Here is a 25,345-nt window from a genome sequence, read left to right on the forward strand (position 1 = left end):
GCGTCCCTTTTCCAAGGGTTGCTTTTTTGAATTACTATCATGACCGATCAAGCCTACATGACCCGATGCTTGGAGCTTGCCCGAAAAGCGCTAGGAGACACCTACCCTAACCCAATTGTTGGGGCCGTAATTACGCACAATGACAAAATTATAGGGGAAGGGTTTCACCAAAAAGCCGGATCACCACACGCCGAAATCAATGCCATTCGTCAAATTAAAAATTTATCCATTCTAAGGGACTCCACGATCTATGTTTCGTTAGAACCTTGCAGTCATTTTGGGCTTACACCGCCCTGCGCACTAAGACTAAAAGAACTTGGGTTTAAAAGAGTGGTGATCGCTGTTTTAGACCCCAGCGAAAAGGTCGATGGAAAGGGCGTCGCTCTTTTAAAAGAAGCGGGAATTGAGGTGTGCGTAGGAGTCCTAGAAGAAAAAGCGAAGGAGCTAAACAAACGCTTTTTTACTTCCCAAATCAAAAAAAGACCTTATATCACTTTGAAATGGGCAGAATCGGCAGACGGTTTTCTCGATGATCATTTAAAACCCACTCCCATTTCTAATTCACAGCTCAATCAATGGGTACATTTGCTACGGCATCAGGAACATGCCATCCTTGTGGGCACCCGCACAGCAGAAAGGGATCGGCCCAGTTTAACGGTACGGCACATAGAGGGTCAAAATCCCATTCGAGTGGTTCTTGATTTGGATTTAAAACTATCTACAGAATCTCCACTTTTTAATCTCGAAGCACCTACTCTTGTGTTCAACTCCAAAAAAGACCAATTACTCGGCCAGATCGAATACGTGAAAATAGATTCTTCAAATTTAATTCCGAACCTGTTGAAGGAACTTCATCGACGGGGTATCCAATCGGTTCTAGTCGAAGGGGGAGCCCAAATGCATAGACAATTCCTAGAGCTCGGTTTATGGGATACAGCCTATAAGATTCAAAACGCTGGACTCTATTTAGAAAAAGGGACTCCTGCGCCGCAGATAAATCATTCATCCACCCAAAAGTGGACCCTAGGCACAAACCTTTTGACCGAATACAGAAACGATTAGTTCTCTTTTATAAGCTTCTCTAGTAGAGCATATCGCTCCCCTAGTTTCTTTTTAAGTCGTTGAGCTGATTTTTTCACTGCCTCTTGGGTCACACCAAGAAGCTGCGAGATTTCTCGTGAAGACAGACCTAATTTACGTAGAAATACAAATCTTTTATTCGACTCGGTTAAATCTGGAAAATCCGTTTCGATGTCCTTGTAAAACCCTTTATGTACGATCATAAATTCTTGCTTGAACATTTCCCAATTTTCATGGGTCATAAGGTGGGTACTTAGCAAACTATCAATTTTCTTTTGACGGTCTACTAAGAGTTCATTTTTCGAATTATGTTCATTTTGAAGTTCACGACGTAAGTTAATGACGTGTATGTTCTTGTTTTTTAAATACCGACCGTGCAAAGTAAGATTCTGGTTTGCTTTAAAAAGTTCTGTTTCGGTCTGAAGGTTTATTAATTCTAAACTTTTCACTTTATCATCATAAACTAGCCGCTCGTTCTTCACCTTATTCCTTTGGTATTTCACAATATACATAGCCAAAAGGGACATGAGGGCAATAATGACACTATAGAAGAAAATCGTTCGTTTCAGCAAAACCTTCTTTTGTTCCGACTCACTGATGGCACTTTGCAAATTTAGTTTTTGAAGCAAAAGATGAGTGTTGTCCAGCGCTTTGTCTCCATCCAACGTCTCGACGAATTTCTCCAACTGGGATATGACTTTATACGTTTTTAATTGCTTGTCTTCTTGGCCTATCTCTTCGTATACACGAAGCTTTAATTTTTCTATATCAAGTCCATTGGTCGCATAATAAGGCTTCGATTTATACACCAAAGTGGCTAGTTCTAAGTTTTGCTCTGCCTTTTCTAAATCACCTAACTCGAAATACAGTTGGGCCAGTATCGTTCGGGCGAACATCAAATTCATCGACTCCTTAAAACGAATTGAGATGGCAATGTCTTCTTCTAACAAATTCATAGCCCGAGGAAAATTCTGTCGCTTCATTTCCACTCTTGCTAAATTTCCTAGGACTTTGGCATATCGAATTTCCTGCTTAGATTTTAAAGCGACTCTTTTGGCATCTTCAAAAAACGACTCTGCTTTGCCTAATTCTCCCGAATTCAAATAATAGTTTCCTAATGCATCGAGCACTGCGGCACGCTCTTTCCAATCGTTGGAAGAAAGCATAAGTGCCTCATTCAAATAATGAAGTTCCTCTCTACTCGCCCCGATCGTCCCATAAAAATAGCCTAAAGATCTTAAAGTGTACCGATATCGGATGGGATCTTTCAATTCCCCTTTCTTTATTGTCCGATCAATAGTAAGATAATACATTAGCGCCTTGGACATATTGCGATAACGATAGAGGTAATTTGCGTATTCGAGCTGGGAATAAATCCACAATTCATCAGAAATATTTTGACTTTTTCCAATCGCCTCGTGAAACAAAACCTCACTTTGTGAATTTATCCGATCGTAGCATTGCGAGAAGTCATCCGCTCTAAAGAGCAAAGAAAGAACTTGCAAATGGGGTTGATTTGAATCCGCAAGATTCTTATAATAGGTCTTATTCTTCTGGTCTTCGCAAGGTGTAGCCTTTTTTTCTTTAATTAAACGCTCCAAATCTTTGGTTGAATAACTCACCTGATTCAGAATGTGCAAACTCTGTGAAAAAAGAGGGGTTCCCGCGAGTAGGAATAGCAACAAAATTCTAAACATGTTCGTTGGTATTTAATGGCTTAGTTTTAGCTATGTAAAATAATCAATTTTACTAGACGAAGCATTATTTTATAAAGCCCTAAGTATTATTTTTTTTTGTTACCCGAGTGTACAGCCTTAGAAGCGGGTTTTGACATAATGTCCCCCCTTTGTCCCCTTCTATTTTAAGAGCTGTCCCCAATTCCTGCGTACATTTGAACTACTTGTAAAAGAGAATTGCTGATGACCTGCACCTTTTTGAACAGTTCAAAAACGATACGATACTCGACTCCTTTTGAACTAGTTAAGAAATTACGAACAAAGGATTTTCCCGAGCTTATTAGCAACGGAGAATGCATGAGGCATTTTGCTATGGAGCTAAACATCGAGGTCAACACCCAAAACGAAATGCAATTCCTTCATGATCTTGAACGATTAGGTCTGATCCAGATCAAAATGAGTTTCTTTGAGCGATACCTTAAAAAACCAAGCACTATTTAAAAAAAAACAGCCACCATGATTTACACATTACTAAGAAGAAGCCGAAGTGTCAAACGAAAAAGCAACTTTGATTTCGTTACCTGGATGCGCAACCATGACATGCAACATTGGGACAACAATCTAGACTTTATGCATGCCTACTCGCATCGCAAATCAACATTCGAAAAAATCTATTTGCGTTTTGAAAATGAAAATGATTTTACAGAAGATTTGCAACGTGCGAATTTACTTCGTATAGAACCTTCTCTTACCATTTGGAAACAATTTCAAGCCAAGGTTTTAGCGGCTAAATAATACACTTTGCACGACCGTGCGAAACAAAAACCAGGCTATAAAAACACCAAGTTAGTTAATAAATGATTTAGCCTTTCTCTGCCCTTTTTAAGGGCAGTTTTCTTTGGTCAAAAGTTTTCTTATTTTCGCAGTATGATCACGGAGTTTAAAACAGCAGCCTCAAAGGTCGAAAATATTTTAACAAAAGAGAGAGGAAGTAAATTCATTGGTTATTTGTTTCCTGTTGAAAACGAAGAAGAAGTACAAAAGGCCCTCAGTGAAATTAAAGCGGTCCATCCGAAAGCGACTCACCATTGTTATGCATATCGTCTTGGACTTGAGGGACAAAACCACCGCGCGAACGATGACGGCGAACCCTCTGGAAGTGCAGGACTTCCTATTTACAACCAATTGCTCTCCACGGAGCTAACCAATGTTGTCCTCGTCGTCGTACGTTACTACGGAGGAACAAAACTGGGCGTCTCTGGTCTTGTCAAGGCTTATAAGGAGTCGGCTATTTTAACTCTAGAAGAATGCAAAGTCGTCACTAAGGAATTGGAATCCCTTATACAAATCACATTTCCATTCGCTACTCAAAATGTAATATTTACAGTCTTAAACAAACTGCAAGCAAAAGTTCTTCAATTTGATGCAGACCAAAGCTGCCAGATCATGGCTAGAATCAAAACTTCACAAAAAGACGACATTTCAAACCAATTTGCTGAAATGCCGTCTGTTCAATTTGAGATAGAGGAACTTCTCTAAATTCAGTATAATTTTTTTTCTAATCATTACTTCTTCCGCCAAAAAGCAGAGAGGCAAAATAAATCAGTTGAGCAAGAGAGCCTAAGGCAGCAACCACATAGGTTCTTGCGGCCCACTTAAGGGAATCTTCAGCTCCTTCGTATTCCGTTTTGTTCGCTAAGGTTCCACTGCTTTTCAGCCAGGCCAAAGCGCGATTGCTTGCATCATACTCCACAGGCAACGTCACAAATGCAAAAGCAGTAGTTACCGCAAACAAAATTACTCCGACTAGAAGTACGGTTTTGTTTCCGCTCATCGCAAGAACCACAAGTCCAGCCATCAGGACAAACTGAAGTAGTCTTGAGGATATGTTTACCATGGGTACCATTTTAGAGCGAAGAGTAAGCATTGCATAAGCCGTCGCGTGCTGAACCGCATGGCCAGTTTCATGGGCAGCGACCGCCGCTGCAGCCGCATTACGTTGCATATAAACGCCTTCGGAGAGATTGATTGTTTTGTTCTGCGGATTATAATGGTCTGTCAATTGACCCGGCACAGAGATCACTTGCACGTCGTGAATTCCACTGTCTCGAAGCATTTTCTCTGCAATTTCTTTTCCAGAAAGTCCGTTTTGCAAATGAACCTTACTGTAGTGTGCAAACTTAGATTTTAGCTTATTTTGCACAATCATGCTGACAATAAACACCAGCCCTATAATCAAATAATAACTACCCATATTTCTTATTGTATTGCTTCATTATTTTCGAATGCCGAATATACTAAAAAAGAAGGAAAAACCGTGCCAAATACGTCCACTAAAAAATTAATAATTATCTTTGCCAATTCAATCTAGAAAAATGCCACAACTCTCTGTACAAGAAGTTAAATCTGAAGATGACTTGATGAAATTCATTCAATTCCCAATGGATTTATATCGAAATAACCCAAATTTCGTTCCTTCTTTAATTCAGGATGAAAAATCAATCTGGGATCCCGCCCAAAATCCGGCCCTCGCATACGCAGAAGCTAAGCAGTTCATTGCCTTAAAAAACGGTAAAGTCGTAGGTCGTATTGCCGTGATGATCAACCACAAAGAGAGAAAAGAATTGGGGGTAGAAAAAGTGCGTTTCGGATGGCTGGATTTCATTGATGATCTTGAGGTATCAAAAGCATTGCTTGACACCGCTGCTCAATACGCGAGGCAAAAGGGAATAAACACAATTGAAGGCCCAATGGGGATCACAAACCTTGACAAAGCAGGAATGCTTACCATGGGATTTGACCGTCTAGCCACTATGATTGGTCTCTATAATTTCGAATACTACCCTCAACATTTGGAGAGCCACGGCCTTCTAAAAGAAAAAGAATGGGTTGAATACGAACTAACTTTTCCGGAAATCCTTCCCGACAAGGTAGTCCGTTTTTACAACCTTGTCATGGAAAAATACGGTTTAAAAGTTTTAGAATTCCAATCCAAAAAAGAGCTGATTCCTTTAGTGGAGCCCATGTTTGAACTTCTTGACGAAACGTATCGAAATTTATCTACCTATACTCCTATCTCTCCTGAGCAGATCAAAATGTACAAGGAGAAGTATTTCAATTTCATCCACAAAGATTATGTAGTCTGTGTTTGCGATTCAAGTGGGAAATTGGTTGCATTTGCTATCACAATGCCCTCCTATTCCAGAGCATTGCAAAAATCAAAAGGGAAAATGTGGCCTTTCGGATGGATGCATTTTCTTTCCGCAGGACGCAAAAACGAACGAGCCAACTTTTACTTAATTGGCATCCACCCTGAATACCAAAGACGAGGAATCACCTCCATTATTTTTACAGAAATTTACAAATCGTTCAAAACGAAAGGAATCAAATTCTTAGAAACCAATCCTGAACTAGAAGAAAACAAAAACATTCAAGTTTTGTGGCAAGATTACCATCCCGTTAACCACAAACGAAGAAGGACATATAGCAAAAAACTTTCCTAGATGAAAAAGCACCTTCTCGTATATGCTGCTCTGGTCATACTTTACATTGCATACAACCTCTTTTTCGAGGTGGAGGATCCAAGAACCAATGCGGCGATCAACATTTTAGCCACGAGCGTGCTGTTTTTATACATCGCTATTCTCGCATTCGTTTTGATCACAAAGTTGAAAAAAAACAAAAAAGATTAGTTATTTATAACAATTCTAAATTGAACACCCTCTGTTCATTTAAAAAGTCTTTTCTATACCTCTTATTTTTTTTCTATCATTAATTCATTAAATTTGCATCTACTATTTAATGCAGTTGCTATGAATTTACCTGAAAATTATATCCCTATACTCTTCCAAGGATTGATAGGACTTAGTTTCGTGCTCTTATCTCTTCTCGGCACCCATTTTCTTGGACCCAAACAAGTAAAGGGCAATACGAAGAAAAACGAAAGTTTCGAATGCGGTGTGGATGTCGAAGGAAATGCAAGAACACCCTTTTCTGTTAAATATTTCTTAACCGCGGTTCTATTCGTTCTTTTCGACATAGAAATCGTATTCTTTTATCCTTACGCGGTGAATTTCCGCGAGTTTGGAATCGAAGGCTTTTTAGCCGTACTTACGTTTGTCTCTATTTTCTTCTTGGCCTTTCTTTACGTTTGGAAACGTGGGGCCTTAGATTGGGACCGGTAAACATTAATTATTAAAACAAACATTATGTCAGATAACAAACCCGTAATTCGAATGGACGCAACTCCACCGGAAGGACTTGAAGGAGAAGGTTTCTTCGCTACCCAGCTTAGTAGTGTGGTGGGACTTGCAAGAAAACACTCCCTTTGGCCTCTTCCCTTTGCGACCTCTTGTTGTGGAATTGAATACATGGCGTTTCTGAACCCCACTTACGACGGAAGTCGTTTTGGTATGGAACGTAACTCCTTTTCTCCACGCCACGCGGATATGCTAATGGTCTGTGGAACTATTTCTAAGAAATTAGGCCCCGTGCTTAAGCAAGTATACACTCAGATGGCAGAACCTAGATGGGTTGTAGCAGTAGGTGCATGCGCCTCTAGCGGAGGAATTTTTGACACATATTCTGTGTTACAAGGAATCGACAAGATCATTCCTGTGGATGTCTATGTACCCGGTTGTCCTCCGAGACCAGAGCAAATCATTGAAGGAGTCATGCAGGTACAAGCCTTGGCAGAAAGTGAAAGCATTCGAAGAAGAGATTCGGACCAGTACAAAGCTTTATTAGAATCGTACGGAATCAACTAAACTATTTGAGGGCACAATAAAGCAGACCTCTTTAGGGAAGCCTGCGCAAATAAAGAAACAACATGAATAACGAATTCGTTTTAGAAGCTCTGCAAAGAGAATTTCAAGATAGCATACTCTCCTTTAGTGAACCCTACGGTATGTTAACGCTAGTAGTAAAGAAAGGGGATTTAAAAAAAATCGTCCATTTTTTACGCGATTCTTCGCTCGAGATTAACTTTTTAACGGACATTACGGGCATTCACTATCCAGAGGATACCGACAATGAGCTGGGTGTAATTTACCATCTTCATAACATGAAGGAAAACTTTCGTTTACGACTTAAATCCTTTACCAAAAAAGAAGGTGCCGAGTTTGAAACCCTTACTGATCTTTACGCAGGAGCCAACTGGATGGAAAGAGAGACCTATGATTTTTTTGGAATCAAATTCTCAGGTCACCCTGACCTTCGCGTGATCTTAAACATGGAGGATTTGGGATACCACCCTATGCTAAAAGAATACCGTCTCGAAGACGGAACCCGAAGCGACAAGGACGATAACATGTTTGGTAGATAATGCCTACCCATTAACAAGAGCCTATTATGAAAGACAATCAACTCTCCAATATAATTAACCAATTCGATGCCAAGGAACAAATAGACGGTCAACTCTATACGCTGAACCTCGGACCTACTCACCCGGCAACGCACGGTATCTTTGAAAACGTGCTTACAATGGACGGGGAACGAATTGTCCACGGTGAACAAACCGTTGGGTATATTCACCGCGCGTTTGAAAAAATTTCAGAACGACGGAATTTCGCACAAATCACGACCCTCACCGACCGAATGAATTATTGTTCGGCACCTATTAACAATATAGGTTGGCACATGACGGTGGAGAAACTAATTGGATGCAAAGTATCCAAACGTGTCGATTACATGCGAGTGATTATGATGGAACTCGCCCGAATTGCAGACCATATGGTTTGCAATGGGGTTACTGCAATGGATGCAGGAGCGATCACTGGACTTACCTACCTCTTTAGAGAGCGTGAAGCCATCTACGAAATGTACGAGCAAATTTGCGGAGCAAGGATGACCACTAACATGGGTAGAATTGGTGGTTTTGAAAGAGATTTCACTCCTAAATTCCACGAACTTCTTCAGACTTGGTTAAAAAAATTCCCAAAAATTTGGGGTGAATTTTGTGCCTTGAACGAAAGAAATAGAATCTTCATGGACCGAACCATTGGAACCGGACCCATTTCGGCAGAACGTGCCTTAAGCTATGGATTTACGGGCCCCAACTTAAGAGCGGCTGGTGTCGATTACGATGTACGTGTAAACTCTCCTTATTCTTCGTATGAAGATTTTGACTTTATGGTGCCGATAGGTTCCGCAGGTGATACGTATGACCGATTCATGGTAAGGCAACACGAGGTCTGGGAAAGTTTAAAAATCATTGAACAAGCTTATAAAAATCTACCGGAAGGAAACTTCCATGAAGATGTACCTGAATTTTATCTTCCAGAAAAAGCAGAAGTCTACAACAGCATGGAGGCTCTTATCTACCATTTCAAAATTGTCATGGGAGAAACAGAAGTTCCTAAAGGCGAGGTATACCACTGTGTAGAGGGAGGAAATGGAGAACTTGGATTTTATCTTGTGAGCGACGGCGGCAGAAGCCCTTACAGACTTCACTTTAGACGTCCTTGCTTTATCTTTTACCAAGCTTACCCTGAAATGATTAAAGGTCAAATGATTTCGGATGCCATTGTCACTATGTGTTCAATGAATGTCATTGCCGGAGAACTTGACGCCTAATAAAACGACGTATTTGAAAACCGTTTTGCTTTGAAAAACAAAGTCTTTGACTCCAAAGTAAAACACTATAGAATTCTATACCATGAGCGAAACAATTGCTTTTAAACCCGAATCTTTAGAAAAGGTTCATAAAATAATTGCCCGTTACCCTGAAGGGAGACAAAAATCGGGATTGATTCCAATTTTGCATCTTGCCCAAAAAGAATTTGGCGGATGGTTGGATGTTCCTGTAATGGACTACGTGGCAAGTTTACTTCAAATCAAACCGATTGAGGTGTACGAAGTTGCCACTTTTTACACGATGTTCAATATGAATCCAATGGGTAAGTATGTACTCGAAGTATGCAGAACAGGTCCTTGTTTAACAAGAGGAAGTGAGAAAATTTTAGACCACATCCGTACCACCCTGCAAATTAAAGACGGAGAAACTACGTCGGATGGAATGTTTACTCTTAAGCCTGTCGAATGCTTAGGTGCATGTGGGTATGCCCCAATGCTTCAGCTTGGCAAGTTTTATCATGAAAATTTAACTACTGAAAAAGTGGATGAGATTCTTGCTCTATGCAGACAGGGAGCCCTCGCTTTGGATTAATTTATAGAAGGAGAAATGGGTAAAAAACTTTTACTTAAAAACGCACATATAGAAGGAATTAGAAACTTCGACGTCTACCGCGAGCACGGAGGCTACGAAGCGGCTGAAAAAGCCTTCAAAATGACCCAAGAGCAAATTCTCGAAGAAGTAAAAACTTCGGGACTGCGTGGACGTGGAGGAGCCGGATTTCCAACCGGCTTAAAATGGAGCTTTTTGGCTAAGCCCGAAGGAGTTCCAAGACACCTTGTGGTTAATGCAGACGAATCTGAGCCCGGCACCTTTAAGGACCGATACCTCATGGAATTTCTACCTCACCTACTGATCGAAGGAATGGTTATCTCCTCCTACTGTCTGGGGGCCAACGTTTCCTATATCTACATTCGTGGAGAATACTCTTGGATACCTGACATTTTAGAACAGGCAATAGACGAGGCGAAAGCGGCAGGATTCCTGGGCAAAAACATTTTAGGTTCTGGATTTGATTTGGAAATCTATGTTCAAAGAGGAGCAGGAGCTTACATTTGTGGAGAAGAGACTGCCCTTTTAGAATCCTTAGAAGGAAAAAGAGGAAATCCAAGACTGAAACCTCCTTTCCCGGCTGTGAAAGGCCTTTGGGAAAGACCGACTGTAGTAAACAATGTGGAGTCCATTGCAGCCGTTGTTCCTGTTATTGAAATGAGCGGCGCGGAATACGCGAAAATTGGAGTGGGACGTTCCACGGGAACCAAGCTGATTTCAGCTTGTGGAAATATAAACAAACCCGGAGTCTACGAAATCGACATGAACCTTTCAGTAGAAGAATTCATCTATTCAGAGGAATACTGTGGGGGCATTAAGGATGGAAAAAAACTAAAAGCCTGCATCCCTGGTGGATCCTCCGTTCCTATTCTTCCAGCCAATCTACTTTTGAAAACCATCAACGGCGAACCCAGACTCATGAATTACGAATCTCTTGCGGACGGCGGATTTGCGACGGGTACTTCCATGGGGTCAGGAGGATTTGAAGTACTGGACGAAGATCAGTGCATCGTAGAGCATACCATGACCCTATCCCGGTTCTATGCCCATGAGAGTTGTGGACAGTGCACACCGTGCCGTGAAGGAACTCCATGGATGTATAAAATACTTAAGAAAATTGAACAAGGACAAGGAACCATGGAGGACATCGATCTTCTTTGGGATATTCAAAGAAAAATTGAAGGAAATACGATTTGCCCTCTAGGCGATGCAGCCGCATGGCCTGTTGCAGCTGCAATCCGTCATTTTAGAGACGAATTCGAATGGCATATAAACAATCCGGAAGCCCTAACAAAAAATTATGGACTTGCAAATTATGCAGATCCAATTCCAGTAGCGGCAAGTGCCGAATAAAATGAAGAAGATCTTTCAAATTTTTGTAATTCTTTTTGGAGCTGTGCATTTTGCTTATGCCCAAGAAACCGACACTCTGCAAAACCAAAAAGAATTGGATCTCGAGATTCAACCTTTATCCAAAAAAGGACAAATGTTTGTCTTTTGGGGGTGGAATCGAGCAGGATTTACCGATTCTGACATTCGATTCAAAGGAGCAGACTATAACTTCACTTTAGAAAATGTCGTGGCGCACGATCGTCCTTCGAAGTTAAGTTTAGATTATATCAATCCCGGAAAAATTTCCATTCCTCAATTTAATTTTAGATTGGGATATTTCCTCAAGGATGATTTGGCGCTTGTGATTGCTCAAGACCACATGAAATATGTGATGGACCAAGACCAAACCGTAGGATTCAAAGGAGAAATCACAGATCCTGTATATGCGGCAAAAGTGCAAAATGGAGAGGTTAATTTAAGCGACAGCGAATTTTTAACCTTTGAACATACAGACGGGTTAAATTACATCAATTTAGGTTTGGAGAAATACAAACCAATCCTCAAAAAGGAAAAGATTGATATCTTATGGAGTTACGGGGGTGGAATTGGAATGCTAATGCCCAAGAGTAACGTAAAATTGTTCGGAAACGAAAGAAGCGATCGTTTTCACGTGGCAGGTTTCGGTCTTGATGCGAGAACCAATATCAATGTCATCTTTTGGAAACGATGGATGGCCAGAGTAGAAGGCAAAGTCGGTTATATTAATATGCCCGATATAAAAACCACCTTAAACAACAAACCCGATAAAGCCTCACAAGACTTTATGTTTGGGCAACTTAATTTTGGGGTTGGCTATATTTTTAAAGTAAAATAATAATTAATTCATTTTAGAATTCAACTATAATGAGCGAAGAAGTTAAAAAATTCAAAATCACCGTAGACGGACAAAGTGTCGAGGTAGATCCTGGAACCACTATTTTAGAAGCGGCCAGACTCATTGGCGGCAAATCCGTGCCTCCGGCGATGTGTTATTATAAGCCCCTTGAAAGCAGTGGAGGGCGTTGTAGAACCTGTTTAGTAGAAGTCTCCAAAGGCTCCGATGCAGATCCTAGACCCATGCCCAAACTGGTTGCCAGTTGTAGAACCACCGTCATGGATGGGATGGAAATTAAAAACCTAACGTCGGAAAGAACCCAAGAGGCTCGAAGTGCAGTAACCGAATTCCTCCTTGTTAATCACCCTTTGGACTGTCCTGTTTGCGATCAGGCCGGAGAATGCCACTTGCAAGATTTAGGCTATGAACATGGAGTCTCACACTCTCGAACTGAATTTGAAAGACGCACGTTTGAACCCGAGGACATTGGACCTAACATCAAACTGCACATGAACCGCTGCATCCTTTGTGCACGTTGTGTACTTGCTGCAAACCAATTAACGGAGGGAAGAGAACACGGAATTCTATTCCGTGGCGAGCATGCAGAAATATCGACCTATCTAAACAAGGCCTTAGACAATGATTTTTACGGAAACGTGATTGATGTTTGTCCAGTAGGAGCCTTAACGGACCGTACCTCGCGCTTTGCTTCACGCGTTTGGTTTACCAAACCTATGGATGCATCATGTGATTGTGAGAAATGCTCTGGAAATGTAGTATTGTGGATGAAGGGAGAAGAAGTAATCCGTGTGACGGCTAGACAGAATCAGTATGGCGAAAGCGAAGAATGGATCTGCAACACGTGTCGTTTTGAGAAAAAAGACCTTAAGTTTTGGAAGGTAGAAGGACCTAGAGCTATCGATCGTCATTCGGTAATTTCACTCAACCATTACCAAAAACCGCAAGACGAACATCTTTTGTTAGACAATCCAGGAGCAAAAGAACTTAGTGCAGAAGACAAGAACTCCTCCTCTCACACGTAAATAGAAAAAAGAAAAAAATCCAATTGATAATTAATTGGTAAGTAAAGTACAGAACTATGGATTTAATCACCTTTAAGATCATACTAGTCGTCAGTCTCTTTGCACTTTCCTTGGGGATTGCAGCATATTCTACTTGGGGAGAAAGAAAGTTGGCCGCTATTTTACAAGACCGAATTGGCCCTAACCGTGCGGGTCCCTTTGGACTCTTGCAACCTTTAGCAGACGGAGGAAAACTCTTCTTTAAAGAAGGCTTTATTCCGCAAAATGCAGAACGCTTTCTTTTCATCTTAGGACCTTCTATTACCATGTTTATCGCCCTAATTACAGGAGCGGTTATCCCTTGGGGGAAAACACTAAACATCGGGGGAGATTCCTTTGCCTTGCAAGTCGCTAACATTGATGTCGGAGTTCTGTTTCTGATTGGAATGGTTTCCATTGGCGTCTACGGAATGATGATTGGAGGTTGGGCCTCGAATAACAAATATTCTCTTATAGGTGCCATTCGTGCTTCTTCACAGATGATCTCTTATGAGCTCGCCATGGGACTATCTCTTCTCTCCATTATTATGATGAGTGGAAGTTTAGATCTAATGAAAATAGTAACGGATCAAGGGACTGGAAAGCTTTGGGGACTTTTTTCCGTGGACGGCCTTAATTGGAATATCTTTTATCAACCCTTAGCCTTTATTATATTTTTTGTAGCGGCTATGGCAGAAACCAATCGACATCCTTTTGATTTGCCAGAATGTGAATCCGAACTTGTTAACGGGTACATGACGGAATACTCCTCGATGAACTTTGGGATGTACATGTTTGGAGAATACGTAAACATGTTCATTTCCAACGCTTTAATTGCCACCTTATTCTTCGGAGGATTTAATTATCCCGGAATAGAATGGGTCACTCAAAATTGGGGTGAAAACGTCGCGGGAATCTTAAGCATCGTATCCATTCTCGCAAAATCTGTGATTGGTATTATGATCTTCATGTGGATTCGTTGGACCATTCCAAGATTCCGCTACGATCAATTGATGCACCTGGGATGGAAATCATTAATCCCACTTGCCCTTTTAAACCTTGTTGTAACAGGAGCTGTAATTTTACTTGCAGGCGCTTAAAAAAAAATAACATTTTGTAGATCTAAGGGAGAAAGCCTCAGGATCCAAACCAAAATAGAATCAGATGAAATTAACAAACAGATCCAAAGTAGTTTCCAATAAGGAAATGACTTTTATGGAGAAGCTATACCTCCCGGAAATTGTAAAAGGAATGGCAATAACGCTGCGCCACGCAATTGAAGGTCCAAAGGGAAAAGTCTTTTCATATCCTGAGGTAGAAAAGCCTCGTGCGAAAGTATGGAGAGGTCTTCATGTCCTGAAAAGAGACGAACAGGGAAGAGAACGTTGTACCGCTTGTGGTCTTTGCGCTGTGGCCTGCCCAGCAGAAGCCATTACGATGACAGCCAGTGAACGTACCCAGGACGAAAAAAATCTTTACCGCGAAGAAAAATATGCTTCGGTTTATGAAATCAACATGCTGCGATGTATCTTTTGTGGTATGTGTGAAGAGGCCTGTCCAAAATCTGCCATCTATTTAACCGATCGACTCGTTGATGTGGAATTGAACCGTGGATCTTTTATCTATGGCAAAGAGAAACTAGTGGAGGATATCAACAATCGCATTGATATCACGGAGCGTCAAAGTGAACTTCAAAAAAAGGCCGTCAAGTAATGGAACAGTTTTTATTTTTCTTAGTGGCAGCAATTGCCCTAGCGAGTGCCTTCTACTTTGTCTTTGCTAAAAGTCCAATGTACGCGGTTCTTTCTTTAATCGTTACAATGTTCTCTATTGCTGGTATGTATGTGCTTCTAAACGCACAATTTTTAGGGATCGTTCAAATCATCGTGTATGCAGGCGCCATTATGGTCTTGTTCCTCTACATACTTATGATGCTTAATTTAAATGAGATGGACGAAAGTAAAAAGCAAAATACTCTTAAATTTATTGGGGTCTTTGCAGGAGGAATCCTGCTTATTGGAATGCTAGGCGCATTTAGAGGTGTGAGTGAAAACATTTATGCGGCCGAAGGAACTGACTACACGGTAGGACTTACAAAAAACCTAGGTCGATTGCTATTTAATGAATATGTACTGCCTTTTGAATTGGCCTCTATTTTAATCCTAGCTGGGATTGTAGGAGCGGTATTAATCGGTAAAAGAGAATTATAAGTTATGGGAGACGTTAATACATTTATTCAAACCGTGCCACTGAACTATTTCATAGTTCTATGCACACTGCTTTTTTGCTTAGGAGTTACAGGAGTGCTTCTGAGAAAAAATGCCATCATTATTTTAGGATGTGTAGAGCTGATGCTAAACTCAGTAAATCTTTTGCTTGCAGCCTTCTCTAGTTATAGTGGAGACGGACACGGTCAAATACTAGTGTTTTTCATCATGGTTGTAGCCGCTGCCGAAGTAGCTGTGGGACTCGCCATTATTTCTATGTTGTATCGAAATACAAAATCGGTAGACATAAGCATCTTTAACAAACTAAGAGGATAACAAACAATGGAAAATTTGGTTTACGCAATCGTTTTATTACCTCTCATTGGGTTTGTTTTTAACGGACTCTTTGGAAAAAACTTACCCAAAATAGTTGTGGGCACCCTTGCCTCACTCATGGTTTTAGGTTCCTTTTTAATAGCGGGGTATCTCTTTTTAAACTTCCAAGCGGACTCAGCGCCTGTGATTGTACGCGCTTTTGAGTGGTTTACCATTCATGGAATGCAAATTAATTTTAGCTTTCAAATAGATCAACTTTCCTTAATGATGATCTTAATCATCACAGGAATTGGATCTCTTATCCACTTGTATTCTATCGGATACATGCATACAGACAAAGGGTTTCATCGCTTTTTCGCGTATTTGAACCTGTTTATCTTTATGATGCTGCTGCTTGTCATGGGATCCAATTATGTAATTCTATTCATTGGATGGGAAGGCGTAGGACTTTGTTCTTACCTACTCATTGGATTCTGGTACGAAAACAAAGAATTTGGGAAAGCGGCACGAAAAGCCTTTATAATGAACCGTATTGGAGACTTAGGTCTTCTAATGGGTATTTTCATGATTGCCCAACATACCAATGCACTTGATTACCTATCGGTGGCTCAAAATGCATCCCTATTTCAACTCGATTCAGGTGTAATCATATTCATTTGTGCCTCATTGTTTATAGGTGCCGTAGGTAAATCCGCTCAAGTTCCTCTTTACACATGGTTACCCGATGCGATGGCAGGACCTACCCCGGTTTCGGCTCTAATCCATGCTGCAACGATGGTAACTGCCGGAATCTACCTAGTGGTTCGTTCAAACTTTCTGTATGTCCTTGCCCCTACTGTAATGGATGGAATCCTTTTCATAGGACTTCTCACCGCGTTACTTGCCGCGTTCTACGCATTGAGACAAAATGATATCAAAAAGGTTCTAGCCTATTCCACAGTTTCACAACTTGGATTTATGGTCGTTGCCTTAGGAGTCGGAGCTTACTCTGCTGCTATGTTCCATCTAATGACACATGCCTTTTTTAAAGCCCTTTTATTCTTAGGTTCAGGTTCCGTAATTCACGCGATGAGCGGAGAGCAAGACATGCGCCTAATGGGAGGACTTAAAGACAAAATTAAAATCACGCACATTACCTTCTTAATCGGTACGTTTGCTATTTCTGGAATGCCTCTTTTCTCAGGAATGATTTCCAAAGATGAAATCCTTGTGGCTACTTGGGCGAAAAGTCCACTTTATTGGGTACTACTCTTCGCCATTGCAGCGATGACCGCTGCCTATATGTTCCGTCTTTATTACTTGACCTTCCATGGAAGCTTTAGAGGAACAAAGGAACAAGAAGCGCATCTTCACGAAAGTCCTTTGAATATGACTTTACCTCTTGTGGTCTTAGCGGTCCTATCTGTAGTGGGTGGATTCTTAAACCTACCGCATCTCATTGCTGAGGGTAAATTTGCAAACCTAGAGCACTGGCTTAGCCCCGTTTTAACCGATACGGTCAAAAGCCAAATTCAGGCAAATTTACAGGGACTGAGTCATACCACTGAACTGATTCTTCTAGCCCTTACTATCGCCATGTTCTTTATTGTATGGATGGTCGTTAGACACCTGTATGTAACGAAGAATAAACTAGCCTTAGAAGATTCAAAATACACAGGCTGGGAGAAACTCTCTGCTCGGAAACTATACATAGATGAGCTATACAATGCCCTAATTGTACGCACGGTCGAGGGACTGGGTCGTGCAGGTAAAATGTTTGATGTTTCCATCCTGGACAAAGCGGTAGATTTCGTAGGAGAAGGTGCCGAAGAAAGTGGAAAATCCATGAAACGTCTACAAAACGGAAACGTAGAGAACTACGTACTCGTGATGGCTCTTGCCGTCGGACTTATTTTGATCGTTAACTTTATATTACAATAGTAATGTCGTATCATTTATTAGCATTATTACTGCTGCCCCTATTAGGCGCTATCGTTCTGTTTTTCTTGAAAGGAAAAAGCAGTAAGTTTATTGCCTTAGGCCTTTCCATCGTTCAATTAATTGTGACCTTGTGCACCTTTAGTGGTCTGGACTCGTCTTTAACGGTGAACCAAGTATTGCAGCATGAAATTAACTACCCGTGGCTGCAATTTGTAAAGAGTACCCTACATTTCGGGATCGATGGTATGTCTATGCTGTTGCTCTTACTTACCAACATTTTGGTGCCGCTGATTATTTATTCTTCGTTCAATGAAAAAAATCCGTACCGCTCTAGCTTCTATGCATTAATCCTATTGATGCAGTTCGGACTCGTTGGTGTGTTCACATCGTTGGACGGACTTTTATTCTACATCTTTTGGGAAGTTACTTTAATTCCGATTTGGCTCATCGCGGGTCTTTGGGGTCAAGAGGACAAAAAGCTTAAGTTTACCACGAAATTCTTCGTGTACACTTTTGTGGGCTCTTTGTTTATGCTTGGTGGATTTATCTACGTGTACCTCTACTCTCCTTCGTTTGCCTTAACCGACATGTACAATGCAGCTCTGAACTTAAATCAGCAAACCGTCGTTTTTTGGTTTATTTTCTTTGCTTTTGCCGTCAAATTACCGGTTTTTCCGTTTCATACATGGCAACCCGACACCTATACCTATTCTCCCACTCAGGGAACCATGCTTCTTTCTGGGATCATGCTTAAAATGGCGATTTACGGTATTTTACGTTATCTACTCCCGATCGCGCCGGACGCAGTTGCAGGTATATCCGGAACCATCGTTCTGGTTCTTGCCATCGTAGGAGTCCTCCACGGTGCCTTAATTGCTCTCATACAAACTGACATCAAACGAATTTTCACATATTCCTCGTTCTCTCACGTCGGCCTGATGGTCGCAGGTATTTTTGCCTCAGCCCTACTCGTACTTAAGGGTACGTGGACAATTGAAGGAGGAGAAGGAGCTTTGGTGCAGGCTTTTGCTCACGGATTCAATATCGTGGGACTGTTCTACTGTGCGGACATCTTAATTAAACGATTCCAAACCAGAGACATTCGCCAAATGGGTGGCCTTGCCAAAACGGCCCCTAAGTTTGCGGTGCTCTTTATGATTGTGCTACTTGGATCAGTAGGACTACCCTTGACCAATGGTTTTATCGGAGAATTTATTCTACTAAAATCCATCTTTGATTACAATGTCCTAGCAGCCATTATTGCGGGAATCACGATTATTTTAGCTGCGGCATATCTCTTTAGAGCCTACGGTCATACGATGTTAAATTCAGGAGACCCTTCTATCCTGGAGAGTACAAAAGATTTATCCACCTCTGAATTCATCGTCATGGCTACCCTTGCAGGGTGCGTGATTTTCTTTGGTGTCGTACCCGGACCCATCCTTGATTTGGTCGGAAGTTCATTGACGTTTATCTACCAATCCATGGTAAACTAATAAGTATAAAATGAGTGTATTAATTATTGTTTTCATAAGCGCAATTGCAGCCCTATTTTCTGGAGTTTTTAACCAAGGAAAATATGCACGTTACCTTGGAATCGCGGGACTTCTAGTCGCCCTCTATGTAAGTTATTTACCGGAACCTTCGTTCTTTCTTAAGTACCATTCGATGTACGAATACGGAGCCAATACGGCCCTGTTTACAAAACTTACCCTAGTCATTACCCTATTAATCTTCTTCTTAGGAGGTTTCTCCTTTAACAACCACCGCTCTCATCAATCTGAGCTATATGCATTGATGCTATTTTCGGTTTGTGGAGCTATTGTACTCTTTGGGTATCAAAACTTAGTTACTATATTCTTAGGAATTGAAATTCTCTCCATTCCACTTTATGTTCTGGCGGGAGCAAGCAAAACCAACTTACGATCCAACGAAGCCTCGGTTAAATATTTTTTAATGGGTTGTTTTGCAACCGGATTCCTACTCTTTGGTATTGCTTTAATTTACGGAACTTCCGGAAGCTTTGATCTCTATCAGATTCACCAATATGCAATTGAATATCCTTCGAACTTAATGCTTATCATGGGCGTGATAATGATGATTGCAGCGATGGGATTCAAAGTTGCACTCGCTCCTTTTCATATGTGGAGTCCGGACGTTTACCAAGGTTCTCCTTCGCTCGTCACCACTTTTATGATGAGTGTCGTTAAAATTGCAGGATTCTATGCCCTCTTTAGATTGATGACCATTGCCTTTATTGGAGTCTACGATCAATGGTTCAATATTTTAGGAATTATGGTGATCATCACCTTGTTACTGGCCAACACCATGGGTCTTGCTCAGACCAATGCAAAAAGAATGCTTGCCTACTCTTCTGTTTCCCACGCCGGGTATATAGCACTCATTTTTTATGGGCTCAACTCTCTCTCTACTTATAATTTGGCTTTCTACCTATTTGTTTATGCAATTGCATCGGTAGGGGTAATGCTCTGTCTAATCTGGGTCGAAAAACTAAAAAGAGAGACCTCGTACAACGCCTTTAAAGGCTTGGCGAAAACCGAACCTATCCTAGCCGTGGTTGCGACTGTTTCCCTACTTTCGATGGCAGGAGTGCCATTAACGGCAGGGTTTATGGGGAAATTTAGTCTCTTTGCTCAAGCCATGGATGGCGCAGTCTTTTTGGTGCTTGTCGCCATTCTAGGATCTGCCGTTTCGATTGCCTATTACCTTCGATTGATTATGGCAATGTTCTTCTTTAAAGAAACTACTTTCAAGACTTCCGAGACCTCCTCTTTGACGTACAAAATCGTGGCCTTATTTGTAATTGCTGTGCTCATTGCTTTAGGAGTCTACCCTGATCTCTTTGCCATGCAGTTTGCAAGCTAATTGGCTTACATAAAAGAAGAAATGGCCTTTCCAGATTGGAAAGGCCATTTTACGTCAAGAAGTACTGCGAATTTGAAGGGATTCCTCACTTAAAATTTGTAACTTTATCCTAGTTATAACCTAAAAACAAATCCCCATGAAAAAACTATTTCTACTAGCGATTAGTGCATTCTTTACGCTTAACGCTTGTCAAAAAACAGAATCCACCTCCTCTGAGCACATGCATGAAGCGGCGATGTCTCATGCACAAGATTCCTTCCAGGATCTAAGGACAATTGAACAGCAAGCCAAACTTGAATTAAACGGCACAGATCGCTGGGAAACCAACCCTGAAATGCTTCCCTTCATCCAAAAGCAAGAGACCCTGCTTGCAGATTTTAATGCCTCAGAAAAATCCTATTCTCAACTTGGGAAAGAAATGAATGAGGCCAACGAAGAACTCATCAAAAGTTGCACGATGGAGGGGAAATCTCACGAGGTTCTTCATGTATGGCTTACAGAGCATATGCATGGCTTGGAAGCGCTCGCTGGAAGCACAGATCAAGAGCAGGGAGAAAATGCTCTTAATAGCTTAAAAATATCGATGAGCACTTACCATAAGTATTTCAATTAAAATTTGAGTTTGAAATTGGAGTCGAAGCAGGATTCCTCTTTAAAGTGAAAGCCGTCCCGATAGTAGGTATCGAAACGGCTTTCTTTTTTGCTTTGTATGATTAATTTACCTTTCGAAAACAAGGTAACCAGAGACCGGTAAATCGAACTTGACTTTTCCAGTAAGTTCCTTTTGGCTTTTATCAAATACATTCGTAAATGTTCCCTTCACATTTGGATCCTCGAGTTCGAACTGAACCGGTTCCTTAGAAAAATTTAAAAGCGTAAGAACCTCTTTTTCCCCATTCACTCTTAAATACGCTAGGACTTTCTCTTCCTGCGTCGTGTTTAACCAAAAGGTTTTCACTTTTGGATCTCCCCCGCGAAGTGCAGGATTCGAAGCTTTCAACTCTAATAGCGTTTTATAAAAGCTATGTAGTTCGGGCTGAGAAGTCCAAGGAATTGGATCTTTCTCGAAAAACTCTAATCTTTTGGTTTTAAGTGGTAACTCTTGTCCGTTGTAAATTAACGGAACTCCGTTCCATGTGACTGAGAAGACGGCAAGCGGTTTGGCAAAAACACCGTATTTTTCGTATTCTGTTCCGTTCCAAGTATTTTCATCATGGTTGGATGTGAACCAGGCCCGCATAGAGTTATCTCCAATATCAGAGTAGCGCTGTAAAAGTGATTTCAGCTCACTTAGAGGTAAGTCTTTCTCGTTAAAATCTTTTGTTTTGTGCATCCAATTCCAAATGTAACTGGCATCAAAAACTTTTCCATATTCAGGCGTGTCTAATTCATCAAACTCTCCAAGCCAGAAAAGAGGTCTTACCTGATCTAGTTCCGCTCTAGCCTCCTGCCAAAAATCCACTTCAACCCAGGATGCGAGGTCGCATCGGAACCCATCAATGCCCGTGTTCTCTACCCAAAACTTCATTGCATCGATCATTGCTCTTCTCAACTGAGGTTTGCTATAATCTAACTCAATAATATCCTCCATACCGGAAGCGATTTGAAACGTATCCGTTTTAGGATCTATCAAATAATATTCGGGATGAGTTTTAGTCCACGTATGGTCCCAACCTGTGTGGTTTGCTACCCAATCGATAATTACTTTAAAACCCATGGAATGCGCCTCATCCACGAGATGCTTAAAATCTTCAAGACTCCCAAATTCAGGATTAATCGACGTGTAATCGGCTGCTGCGTATTGGCTTCCTAAAGTTCCCTTCTTTTGCTCCTGCGCAATGGGAGTAATTGGCATGAACCAAAGCGTCTTCACACCCATATCCTTTAGTCGTGGAAGATGCTTTTCAAAGGCTTTAAAGGTCCCCTCAGGAGTATATTGTCTAATATTTACTTCATAAATCGTAGTTGTGTGTTTCCACTCACTTGGTGTCTCACTCATGGTCATACTGTTTTTAGGGCTGTTGCAGCTTAAAAGCAAAAGGCTTAGTGCAGCAAAAAGGATCAATTTATTCATAATACATTTATTAAGTTTAAGTCGCTTAATTGCTTCTTCTTGGCGCAATCCGGCCAAAGCTTAACGCGCAAATCTACGGATTTGAAGCGAAAGTTACCCAATTAAAAAGCTGCACTCTTTAAAAAAGTGCAGCTTTATTTATGCTTGTGTTTATAGGCCTCTTAATCCAAATCCTCCTCAAAAGAGGAATCAGAATACCCCTCAGCTTCATCGTCTTCAAAGTCGAGCGAATCGTCATCAAAATCGGCATCCCCAAAATCATCGTCAAAACCGAATTCATCGTCTTCTCCACCTACCTTCGGACTTCCTTTTGCTTTGGCTGGACCCTGCTTACTCGGGGCTTTGAGAGGCACATTTCCAAATCGAAATACCGTTATGGGGTAGTTAACCGAAGGTTTCTCCTCGTTAATTTCAATGAGTTCCAAGAAAAACTCCCATAAATCTAAGAGTCCATATTGAAACTGTACTTTATCGCCCGCTGTTTCAAAGGCTTCACTTACGTAGATATCAGACATAATTTCCCCGTCACCTAAATCACTCATGTCTTCTAAAGGAACGCTTTTATAAACAGTCCCGTCGGATTCTAATAAGTTGAAATTGGACAGCTCTTCGCCTTGAAGAGAAAATGCACTTTTGATTCCTAAATGCAAGTTCCATAGAGTTTGTTTCCCTTTGATTTCAATATCGCGAAAGATGTCTTCCCTTGTATCTAAAATAATACGGATTTTGTAAACCATAGTCTTTTCAGCACTTTAATTTTTATTGATTCGTTTGCTCTGATTAGAGCTGCAAATATATAACAATTGCAAAATCCTTTTGGAGAATTTTGTAAAAATAAATTCAAAAAAAAGAATTAAATTCCGACCCTACACCGGGGCTTTTTCGAGAAAGAAGCCAAACTTAGTGCCCTCTAGATATACGCTTTCCACGTGAATCGACTCGTTATGAGCCTCCAAGATATGCTTCACGATTGCAAGTCCAAGTCCGCTACCGCCTTCGCGGCGATTTCGGCTGGATTCGACGCGGTAAAACCTTTCAAAAATACGAGGAAGAGCCTCCGGCTTGATTCCCATCCCATTGTCCTCGACCTCGATTAAAACTTTGCTTTTTAAAACGGTCGTACGGACACTAATTTGAGGTTTTTGGCGATTTGCGTAATGAATCGCATTGGAGATTAAATTGATCAGCACCTGCTCGATTTTTTGCTTATCGGCGAGCACATAGACCTGGGGTAAGGCTCCTGTAATACTTAATTTCGCATTGCGCGACTGGGCATCTAAATCAAGCATATCAAAGACTTCACGCGTTAAGCTATGGATTTCAAATTTAGACACCTTTAACTTTATCTCTCCCGCCTCAAAACGGTTAATCATGTCTAAATCATTCACAATGGTCAAGAGTCGCTCTACTGATTTCCCTACACGGGTTAAATACTTATCGCGAATACTTAAGTTCTCTACGGCACCATCAATCAAGGTCTCAATGTATCCTTGAATAGAGAATAGCGGGGTCTTAAGTTCGTGCGAAACATTTCCGATATATTCCTTTCGGTAGGTTTCCATCTCGTTAATCATATCGAGTTCACTCGCGCTGCGATTGAGCTTTTCCGAAAGCTCTTTAAATCCAATGTTATTTGGATCGGCAAAAAAATCCTTCGGAAGCTCTGTGGCCATTTTTTGAATTTGCTTCCGAGAATAGTAACGAACCAAATAATCCACACCTACATAGGTGATAAAGAATATGAGCAAAATACTGATAATAAAAAGCAGAATATTATCGTTAGGACCATCATAGGCACCTTTATAGTAATCATACATCAGCACGATAGCCGTAATAGCTAACGTCATGAAAAGGGCCGCGATGGAGGAGAGACGGTTCAAAACAGAAGTTGAAATTTAAATTAGACCACTAACTTATATCCAATTCCTTTTAGGGTTTGGATACGGCGGTCACCTAATTTTTCGCGTAGTCGGCGAATGTGCACATCAATAGTACGTTCCCCAACGATCACATCATTTCCCCAAACTTTCTCCAATATTTCTTCTCGCTTAAAAACCTTTTGTGTGTTAGAAGCCAGAAGGTATAGCAGATCAAATTCTTTCTTAGGGAGTAGAAATACTCTTCCTTCTTGCGTGACTCGGAAGTTATCCTTGTCAATAATTAAATCCCCTACTTCCAGTACATTATTCACCTCCTCACTTTTGCTTGTGAGTTGCAAAAGAGCATTAATTTTTGAAATAAGAATCTTTGGTTTTATGACTTTGACGACATAATCGTTTGCGCCAGCTTGGTAACCTGCTAGTTGGGAGAACTCCTCTCCTCGTGCTGACAAAAATACAATTAAGGTCGACTCTAATGATTTGATTTTTCGAAGTTCTTGGCAGGTTTCGATCCCGTCTTTCTCCGGCATCATCACGTCAAGTAAAATTAAATCTGGATTAATTTCCCGCGCCTTTTCAATCCCTTCGGTACCGTTATCGCAAGCAAAGACCTCGAAGCCTTCCTTTTCTAAATTATACGATAGAATTTCCAAAATATCGTGCTCGTCGTCAATTAAAAGAATTTTTTTTCGGCTCATTTTTAAAGCGGTGATGTATTAAAGAGGTAAAGTTAGCTAATTTCATTGAGTTGGGACACTGGCCTCGCCGTGTGTTTACAGAAACTTAACATTGCCCTAAATCTCGTAAAGGTTTATTAAAGATTATTTAAACATTCG

At 41.0% G+C, this 25,345-nt stretch carries 28 protein-coding genes; 21 read left to right on the top strand and 7 right to left on the bottom strand.

Annotation, left to right across the window (positions count from 1 at the left end):
• The first annotated feature begins 39 nt into the window (after positions 1-39).
• Entirely contained in the window at positions 40-1,062 is a 1,023-nt protein-coding gene (gene ribD / locus ACX3PZ_RS00450; protein ID WP_459111767.1) for a bifunctional diaminohydroxyphosphoribosylaminopyrimidine deaminase/5-amino-6-(5-phosphoribosylamino)uracil reductase RibD, read from the top strand.
• On the opposite strand, the gene ACX3PZ_RS00455 is transcribed toward ribD, so the two are convergent.
• Both ACX3PZ_RS00455 and ACX3PZ_RS00460 read right to left on the bottom strand, forming a co-directional pair.
• Positions 1,059-2,777, bottom strand: coding sequence for a helix-turn-helix transcriptional regulator (locus ACX3PZ_RS00455; RefSeq protein ID WP_459111768.1), 1,719 nt, complete (start codon positions 2,775-2,777; stop codon positions 1,059-1,061). The two genes, ribD and ACX3PZ_RS00455, sit on opposite strands and share 4 nt — an antisense overlap.
• Positions 2,778-2,941: 164 nt before the next feature.
• A complete protein-coding gene (locus tag ACX3PZ_RS00460) occupies positions 2,942-3,115 on the bottom strand; it encodes a hypothetical protein (protein ID WP_459111769.1) in 174 nt (57 codons plus the stop codon).
• A 157-nt stretch (positions 3,116-3,272) separates the two neighbouring features.
• Between ACX3PZ_RS00460 and ACX3PZ_RS00465 the strand changes: the two genes are divergently transcribed.
• On the top strand, positions 3,273-3,551 hold the full coding sequence (locus tag ACX3PZ_RS00465; RefSeq protein ID WP_459111770.1) for a hypothetical protein: 279 nt from the start codon (positions 3,273-3,275) through the stop codon (positions 3,549-3,551).
• A 132-nt stretch (positions 3,552-3,683) separates the two neighbouring features.
• On the top strand, positions 3,684-4,295 hold the full coding sequence (locus tag ACX3PZ_RS00470) for an IMPACT family protein (RefSeq protein WP_459111771.1): 612 nt from the start codon (positions 3,684-3,686) through the stop codon (positions 4,293-4,295).
• A 19-nt stretch (positions 4,296-4,314) separates the two neighbouring features.
• Here ACX3PZ_RS00470 and ACX3PZ_RS00475 read toward each other — a convergent pair whose 3' ends face one another.
• Positions 4,315-5,010 carry a zinc metallopeptidase gene (locus ACX3PZ_RS00475; protein ID WP_459111772.1) on the bottom strand — a complete coding sequence of 232 codons (696 nt, stop codon included), beginning with the start codon at positions 5,008-5,010 and terminating at the stop codon, positions 4,315-4,317.
• Positions 5,011-5,131: 121 nt separating this feature from the next.
• Between ACX3PZ_RS00475 and ACX3PZ_RS00480 the strand changes: the two genes are divergently transcribed.
• From ACX3PZ_RS00480 to ACX3PZ_RS00565, 18 genes are all read left to right on the top strand, one after another.
• Entirely contained in the window at positions 5,132-6,259 is a 1,128-nt protein-coding gene (locus ACX3PZ_RS00480; RefSeq protein WP_459111773.1) for a GNAT family N-acetyltransferase, read from the top strand.
• Positions 6,260-6,448 carry a hypothetical protein gene (locus ACX3PZ_RS00485; protein WP_459111774.1) on the top strand — a complete coding sequence of 63 codons (189 nt, stop codon included), beginning with the start codon at positions 6,260-6,262 and terminating at the stop codon, positions 6,446-6,448.
• Between the two features lie 120 nt (positions 6,449-6,568).
• On the top strand, positions 6,569-6,940 hold the full coding sequence (locus ACX3PZ_RS00490; RefSeq protein WP_459084510.1) for an NADH-quinone oxidoreductase subunit A: 372 nt from the start codon (positions 6,569-6,571) through the stop codon (positions 6,938-6,940).
• A 24-nt stretch (positions 6,941-6,964) separates the two neighbouring features.
• Positions 6,965-7,522 (top strand): NADH-quinone oxidoreductase subunit B, encoded by a 558-nt coding sequence (locus ACX3PZ_RS00495; RefSeq protein ID WP_459084509.1) that lies wholly within the window; start codon positions 6,965-6,967, stop codon positions 7,520-7,522.
• Positions 7,523-7,584: 62 nt separating this feature from the next.
• Positions 7,585-8,079, top strand: coding sequence for an NADH-quinone oxidoreductase subunit C (locus tag ACX3PZ_RS00500; RefSeq protein ID WP_459111775.1), 495 nt, complete (start codon positions 7,585-7,587; stop codon positions 8,077-8,079).
• Between the two features lie 26 nt (positions 8,080-8,105).
• Positions 8,106-9,329: an NADH-quinone oxidoreductase subunit D gene (locus ACX3PZ_RS00505; RefSeq protein WP_459111776.1), complete on the top strand. Its 1,224-nt coding sequence runs from the start codon at positions 8,106-8,108 to the stop codon at positions 9,327-9,329.
• Between the two features lie 82 nt (positions 9,330-9,411).
• The gene (locus ACX3PZ_RS00510) at positions 9,412-9,921 is read left to right on the top strand and encodes an NADH-quinone oxidoreductase subunit NuoE family protein (RefSeq protein ID WP_459084506.1); all 510 of its coding nucleotides are present in this window, start codon (positions 9,412-9,414) and stop codon (positions 9,919-9,921) included.
• 15 nt (positions 9,922-9,936) lie between these two features.
• Positions 9,937-11,292: an NADH-quinone oxidoreductase subunit NuoF gene (gene nuoF, locus ACX3PZ_RS00515; RefSeq protein ID WP_459084505.1), complete on the top strand. Its 1,356-nt coding sequence runs from the start codon at positions 9,937-9,939 to the stop codon at positions 11,290-11,292.
• 1 nt (position 11,293) lies between these two features.
• Positions 11,294-12,145 carry a hypothetical protein gene (locus ACX3PZ_RS00520; protein ID WP_459111777.1) on the top strand — a complete coding sequence of 284 codons (852 nt, stop codon included), beginning with the start codon at positions 11,294-11,296 and terminating at the stop codon, positions 12,143-12,145.
• Between the two features lie 29 nt (positions 12,146-12,174).
• Entirely contained in the window at positions 12,175-13,188 is a 1,014-nt protein-coding gene (locus tag ACX3PZ_RS00525) for an NADH-quinone oxidoreductase subunit G (RefSeq protein ID WP_459084502.1), read from the top strand.
• A 56-nt stretch (positions 13,189-13,244) separates the two neighbouring features.
• Positions 13,245-14,306, top strand: coding sequence for an NADH-quinone oxidoreductase subunit NuoH (nuoH, locus tag ACX3PZ_RS00530; protein ID WP_459084501.1), 1,062 nt, complete (start codon positions 13,245-13,247; stop codon positions 14,304-14,306).
• 64 nt (positions 14,307-14,370) lie between these two features.
• The gene (locus ACX3PZ_RS00535) at positions 14,371-14,919 is read left to right on the top strand and encodes a NuoI/complex I 23 kDa subunit family protein (RefSeq protein WP_459084499.1); all 549 of its coding nucleotides are present in this window, start codon (positions 14,371-14,373) and stop codon (positions 14,917-14,919) included.
• The gene (locus ACX3PZ_RS00540; protein WP_459084497.1) at positions 14,919-15,416 is read left to right on the top strand and encodes an NADH-quinone oxidoreductase subunit J family protein; all 498 of its coding nucleotides are present in this window, start codon (positions 14,919-14,921) and stop codon (positions 15,414-15,416) included. The genes ACX3PZ_RS00535 and ACX3PZ_RS00540 overlap by 1 nt, the downstream gene beginning before the upstream one ends.
• 3 nt (positions 15,417-15,419) lie before the next feature.
• Positions 15,420-15,749 carry an NADH-quinone oxidoreductase subunit NuoK gene (gene nuoK / locus ACX3PZ_RS00545; protein ID WP_459084496.1) on the top strand — a complete coding sequence of 110 codons (330 nt, stop codon included), beginning with the start codon at positions 15,420-15,422 and terminating at the stop codon, positions 15,747-15,749.
• Between the two features lie 6 nt (positions 15,750-15,755).
• Complete coding sequence (gene nuoL / locus ACX3PZ_RS00550) at positions 15,756-17,669, top strand: NADH-quinone oxidoreductase subunit L (protein ID WP_459111778.1); 1,914 nt, start codon at positions 15,756-15,758, stop codon at positions 17,667-17,669.
• Positions 17,670-17,671: 2 nt separating this feature from the next.
• Entirely contained in the window at positions 17,672-19,165 is a 1,494-nt protein-coding gene (locus ACX3PZ_RS00555) for a complex I subunit 4 family protein (RefSeq protein ID WP_459111779.1), read from the top strand.
• A 10-nt stretch (positions 19,166-19,175) separates the two neighbouring features.
• Entirely contained in the window at positions 19,176-20,555 is a 1,380-nt protein-coding gene (locus ACX3PZ_RS00560; protein WP_459111780.1) for an NADH-quinone oxidoreductase subunit N, read from the top strand.
• 136 nt (positions 20,556-20,691) lie between these two features.
• On the top strand, positions 20,692-21,168 hold the full coding sequence (locus ACX3PZ_RS00565; RefSeq protein ID WP_459084490.1) for a hypothetical protein: 477 nt from the start codon (positions 20,692-20,694) through the stop codon (positions 21,166-21,168).
• A gap of 105 nt (positions 21,169-21,273) precedes the next feature.
• Here the strand turns inward: ACX3PZ_RS00565 and ACX3PZ_RS00570 are convergent, their stop codons facing one another.
• From ACX3PZ_RS00570 to ACX3PZ_RS00585, 4 genes are all read right to left on the bottom strand, one after another.
• Positions 21,274-22,629: an alpha-amylase family glycosyl hydrolase gene (locus tag ACX3PZ_RS00570; protein WP_459084489.1), complete on the bottom strand. Its 1,356-nt coding sequence runs from the start codon at positions 22,627-22,629 to the stop codon at positions 21,274-21,276.
• Between the two features lie 161 nt (positions 22,630-22,790).
• Positions 22,791-23,366: an IS1096 element passenger TnpR family protein gene (locus tag ACX3PZ_RS00575; RefSeq protein WP_459084488.1), complete on the bottom strand. Its 576-nt coding sequence runs from the start codon at positions 23,364-23,366 to the stop codon at positions 22,791-22,793.
• A 129-nt stretch (positions 23,367-23,495) separates the two neighbouring features.
• Positions 23,496-24,476 carry a sensor histidine kinase gene (locus tag ACX3PZ_RS00580; RefSeq protein ID WP_459084612.1) on the bottom strand — a complete coding sequence of 327 codons (981 nt, stop codon included), beginning with the start codon at positions 24,474-24,476 and terminating at the stop codon, positions 23,496-23,498.
• Between the two features lie 53 nt (positions 24,477-24,529).
• Positions 24,530-25,207 (bottom strand): response regulator transcription factor, encoded by a 678-nt coding sequence (locus ACX3PZ_RS00585; RefSeq protein WP_459084487.1) that lies wholly within the window; start codon positions 25,205-25,207, stop codon positions 24,530-24,532.
• Positions 25,208-25,345 lie beyond the last annotated feature (138 nt).

It is taken from the genome of Chryseobacterium sp. A321 (assembly GCF_054489265.1).

Coding starts and splice junctions, on each gene's coding strand:
- ribD (WP_459111767.1), top strand. CDS start 40: ATGACCGATCAAGCCTACATGACCCGATGCTTGGAGCTTGCCCGAAAA.
- ACX3PZ_RS00455 (WP_459111768.1), bottom strand. CDS start 2,777: ATGTTTAGAATTTTGTTGCTATTCCTACTCGCGGGAACCCCTCTTTTT.
- ACX3PZ_RS00460 (WP_459111769.1), bottom strand. CDS start 3,115: ATGCATTCTCCGTTGCTAATAAGCTCGGGAAAATCCTTTGTTCGTAAT.
- ACX3PZ_RS00465 (WP_459111770.1), top strand. CDS start 3,273: ATGATTTACACATTACTAAGAAGAAGCCGAAGTGTCAAACGAAAAAGC.
- ACX3PZ_RS00470 (WP_459111771.1), top strand. CDS start 3,684: ATGATCACGGAGTTTAAAACAGCAGCCTCAAAGGTCGAAAATATTTTA.
- ACX3PZ_RS00475 (WP_459111772.1), bottom strand. CDS start 5,010: ATGGGTAGTTATTATTTGATTATAGGGCTGGTGTTTATTGTCAGCATG.
- ACX3PZ_RS00480 (WP_459111773.1), top strand. CDS start 5,132: ATGCCACAACTCTCTGTACAAGAAGTTAAATCTGAAGATGACTTGATG.
- ACX3PZ_RS00485 (WP_459111774.1), top strand. CDS start 6,260: ATGAAAAAGCACCTTCTCGTATATGCTGCTCTGGTCATACTTTACATT.
- ACX3PZ_RS00490 (WP_459084510.1), top strand. CDS start 6,569: ATGAATTTACCTGAAAATTATATCCCTATACTCTTCCAAGGATTGATA.
- ACX3PZ_RS00495 (WP_459084509.1), top strand. CDS start 6,965: ATGTCAGATAACAAACCCGTAATTCGAATGGACGCAACTCCACCGGAA.
- ACX3PZ_RS00500 (WP_459111775.1), top strand. CDS start 7,585: ATGAATAACGAATTCGTTTTAGAAGCTCTGCAAAGAGAATTTCAAGAT.
- ACX3PZ_RS00505 (WP_459111776.1), top strand. CDS start 8,106: ATGAAAGACAATCAACTCTCCAATATAATTAACCAATTCGATGCCAAG.
- ACX3PZ_RS00510 (WP_459084506.1), top strand. CDS start 9,412: ATGAGCGAAACAATTGCTTTTAAACCCGAATCTTTAGAAAAGGTTCAT.
- nuoF (WP_459084505.1), top strand. CDS start 9,937: ATGGGTAAAAAACTTTTACTTAAAAACGCACATATAGAAGGAATTAGA.
- ACX3PZ_RS00520 (WP_459111777.1), top strand. CDS start 11,294: ATGAAGAAGATCTTTCAAATTTTTGTAATTCTTTTTGGAGCTGTGCAT.
- ACX3PZ_RS00525 (WP_459084502.1), top strand. CDS start 12,175: ATGAGCGAAGAAGTTAAAAAATTCAAAATCACCGTAGACGGACAAAGT.
- nuoH (WP_459084501.1), top strand. CDS start 13,245: ATGGATTTAATCACCTTTAAGATCATACTAGTCGTCAGTCTCTTTGCA.
- ACX3PZ_RS00535 (WP_459084499.1), top strand. CDS start 14,371: ATGAAATTAACAAACAGATCCAAAGTAGTTTCCAATAAGGAAATGACT.
- ACX3PZ_RS00540 (WP_459084497.1), top strand. CDS start 14,919: ATGGAACAGTTTTTATTTTTCTTAGTGGCAGCAATTGCCCTAGCGAGT.
- nuoK (WP_459084496.1), top strand. CDS start 15,420: ATGGGAGACGTTAATACATTTATTCAAACCGTGCCACTGAACTATTTC.
- nuoL (WP_459111778.1), top strand. CDS start 15,756: ATGGAAAATTTGGTTTACGCAATCGTTTTATTACCTCTCATTGGGTTT.
- ACX3PZ_RS00555 (WP_459111779.1), top strand. CDS start 17,672: ATGTCGTATCATTTATTAGCATTATTACTGCTGCCCCTATTAGGCGCT.
- ACX3PZ_RS00560 (WP_459111780.1), top strand. CDS start 19,176: ATGAGTGTATTAATTATTGTTTTCATAAGCGCAATTGCAGCCCTATTT.
- ACX3PZ_RS00565 (WP_459084490.1), top strand. CDS start 20,692: ATGAAAAAACTATTTCTACTAGCGATTAGTGCATTCTTTACGCTTAAC.
- ACX3PZ_RS00570 (WP_459084489.1), bottom strand. CDS start 22,629: ATGAATAAATTGATCCTTTTTGCTGCACTAAGCCTTTTGCTTTTAAGC.
- ACX3PZ_RS00575 (WP_459084488.1), bottom strand. CDS start 23,366: ATGGTTTACAAAATCCGTATTATTTTAGATACAAGGGAAGACATCTTT.
- ACX3PZ_RS00580 (WP_459084612.1), bottom strand. CDS start 24,476: ATGACGTTAGCTATTACGGCTATCGTGCTGATGTATGATTACTATAAA.
- ACX3PZ_RS00585 (WP_459084487.1), bottom strand. CDS start 25,207: ATGAGCCGAAAAAAAATTCTTTTAATTGACGACGAGCACGATATTTTG.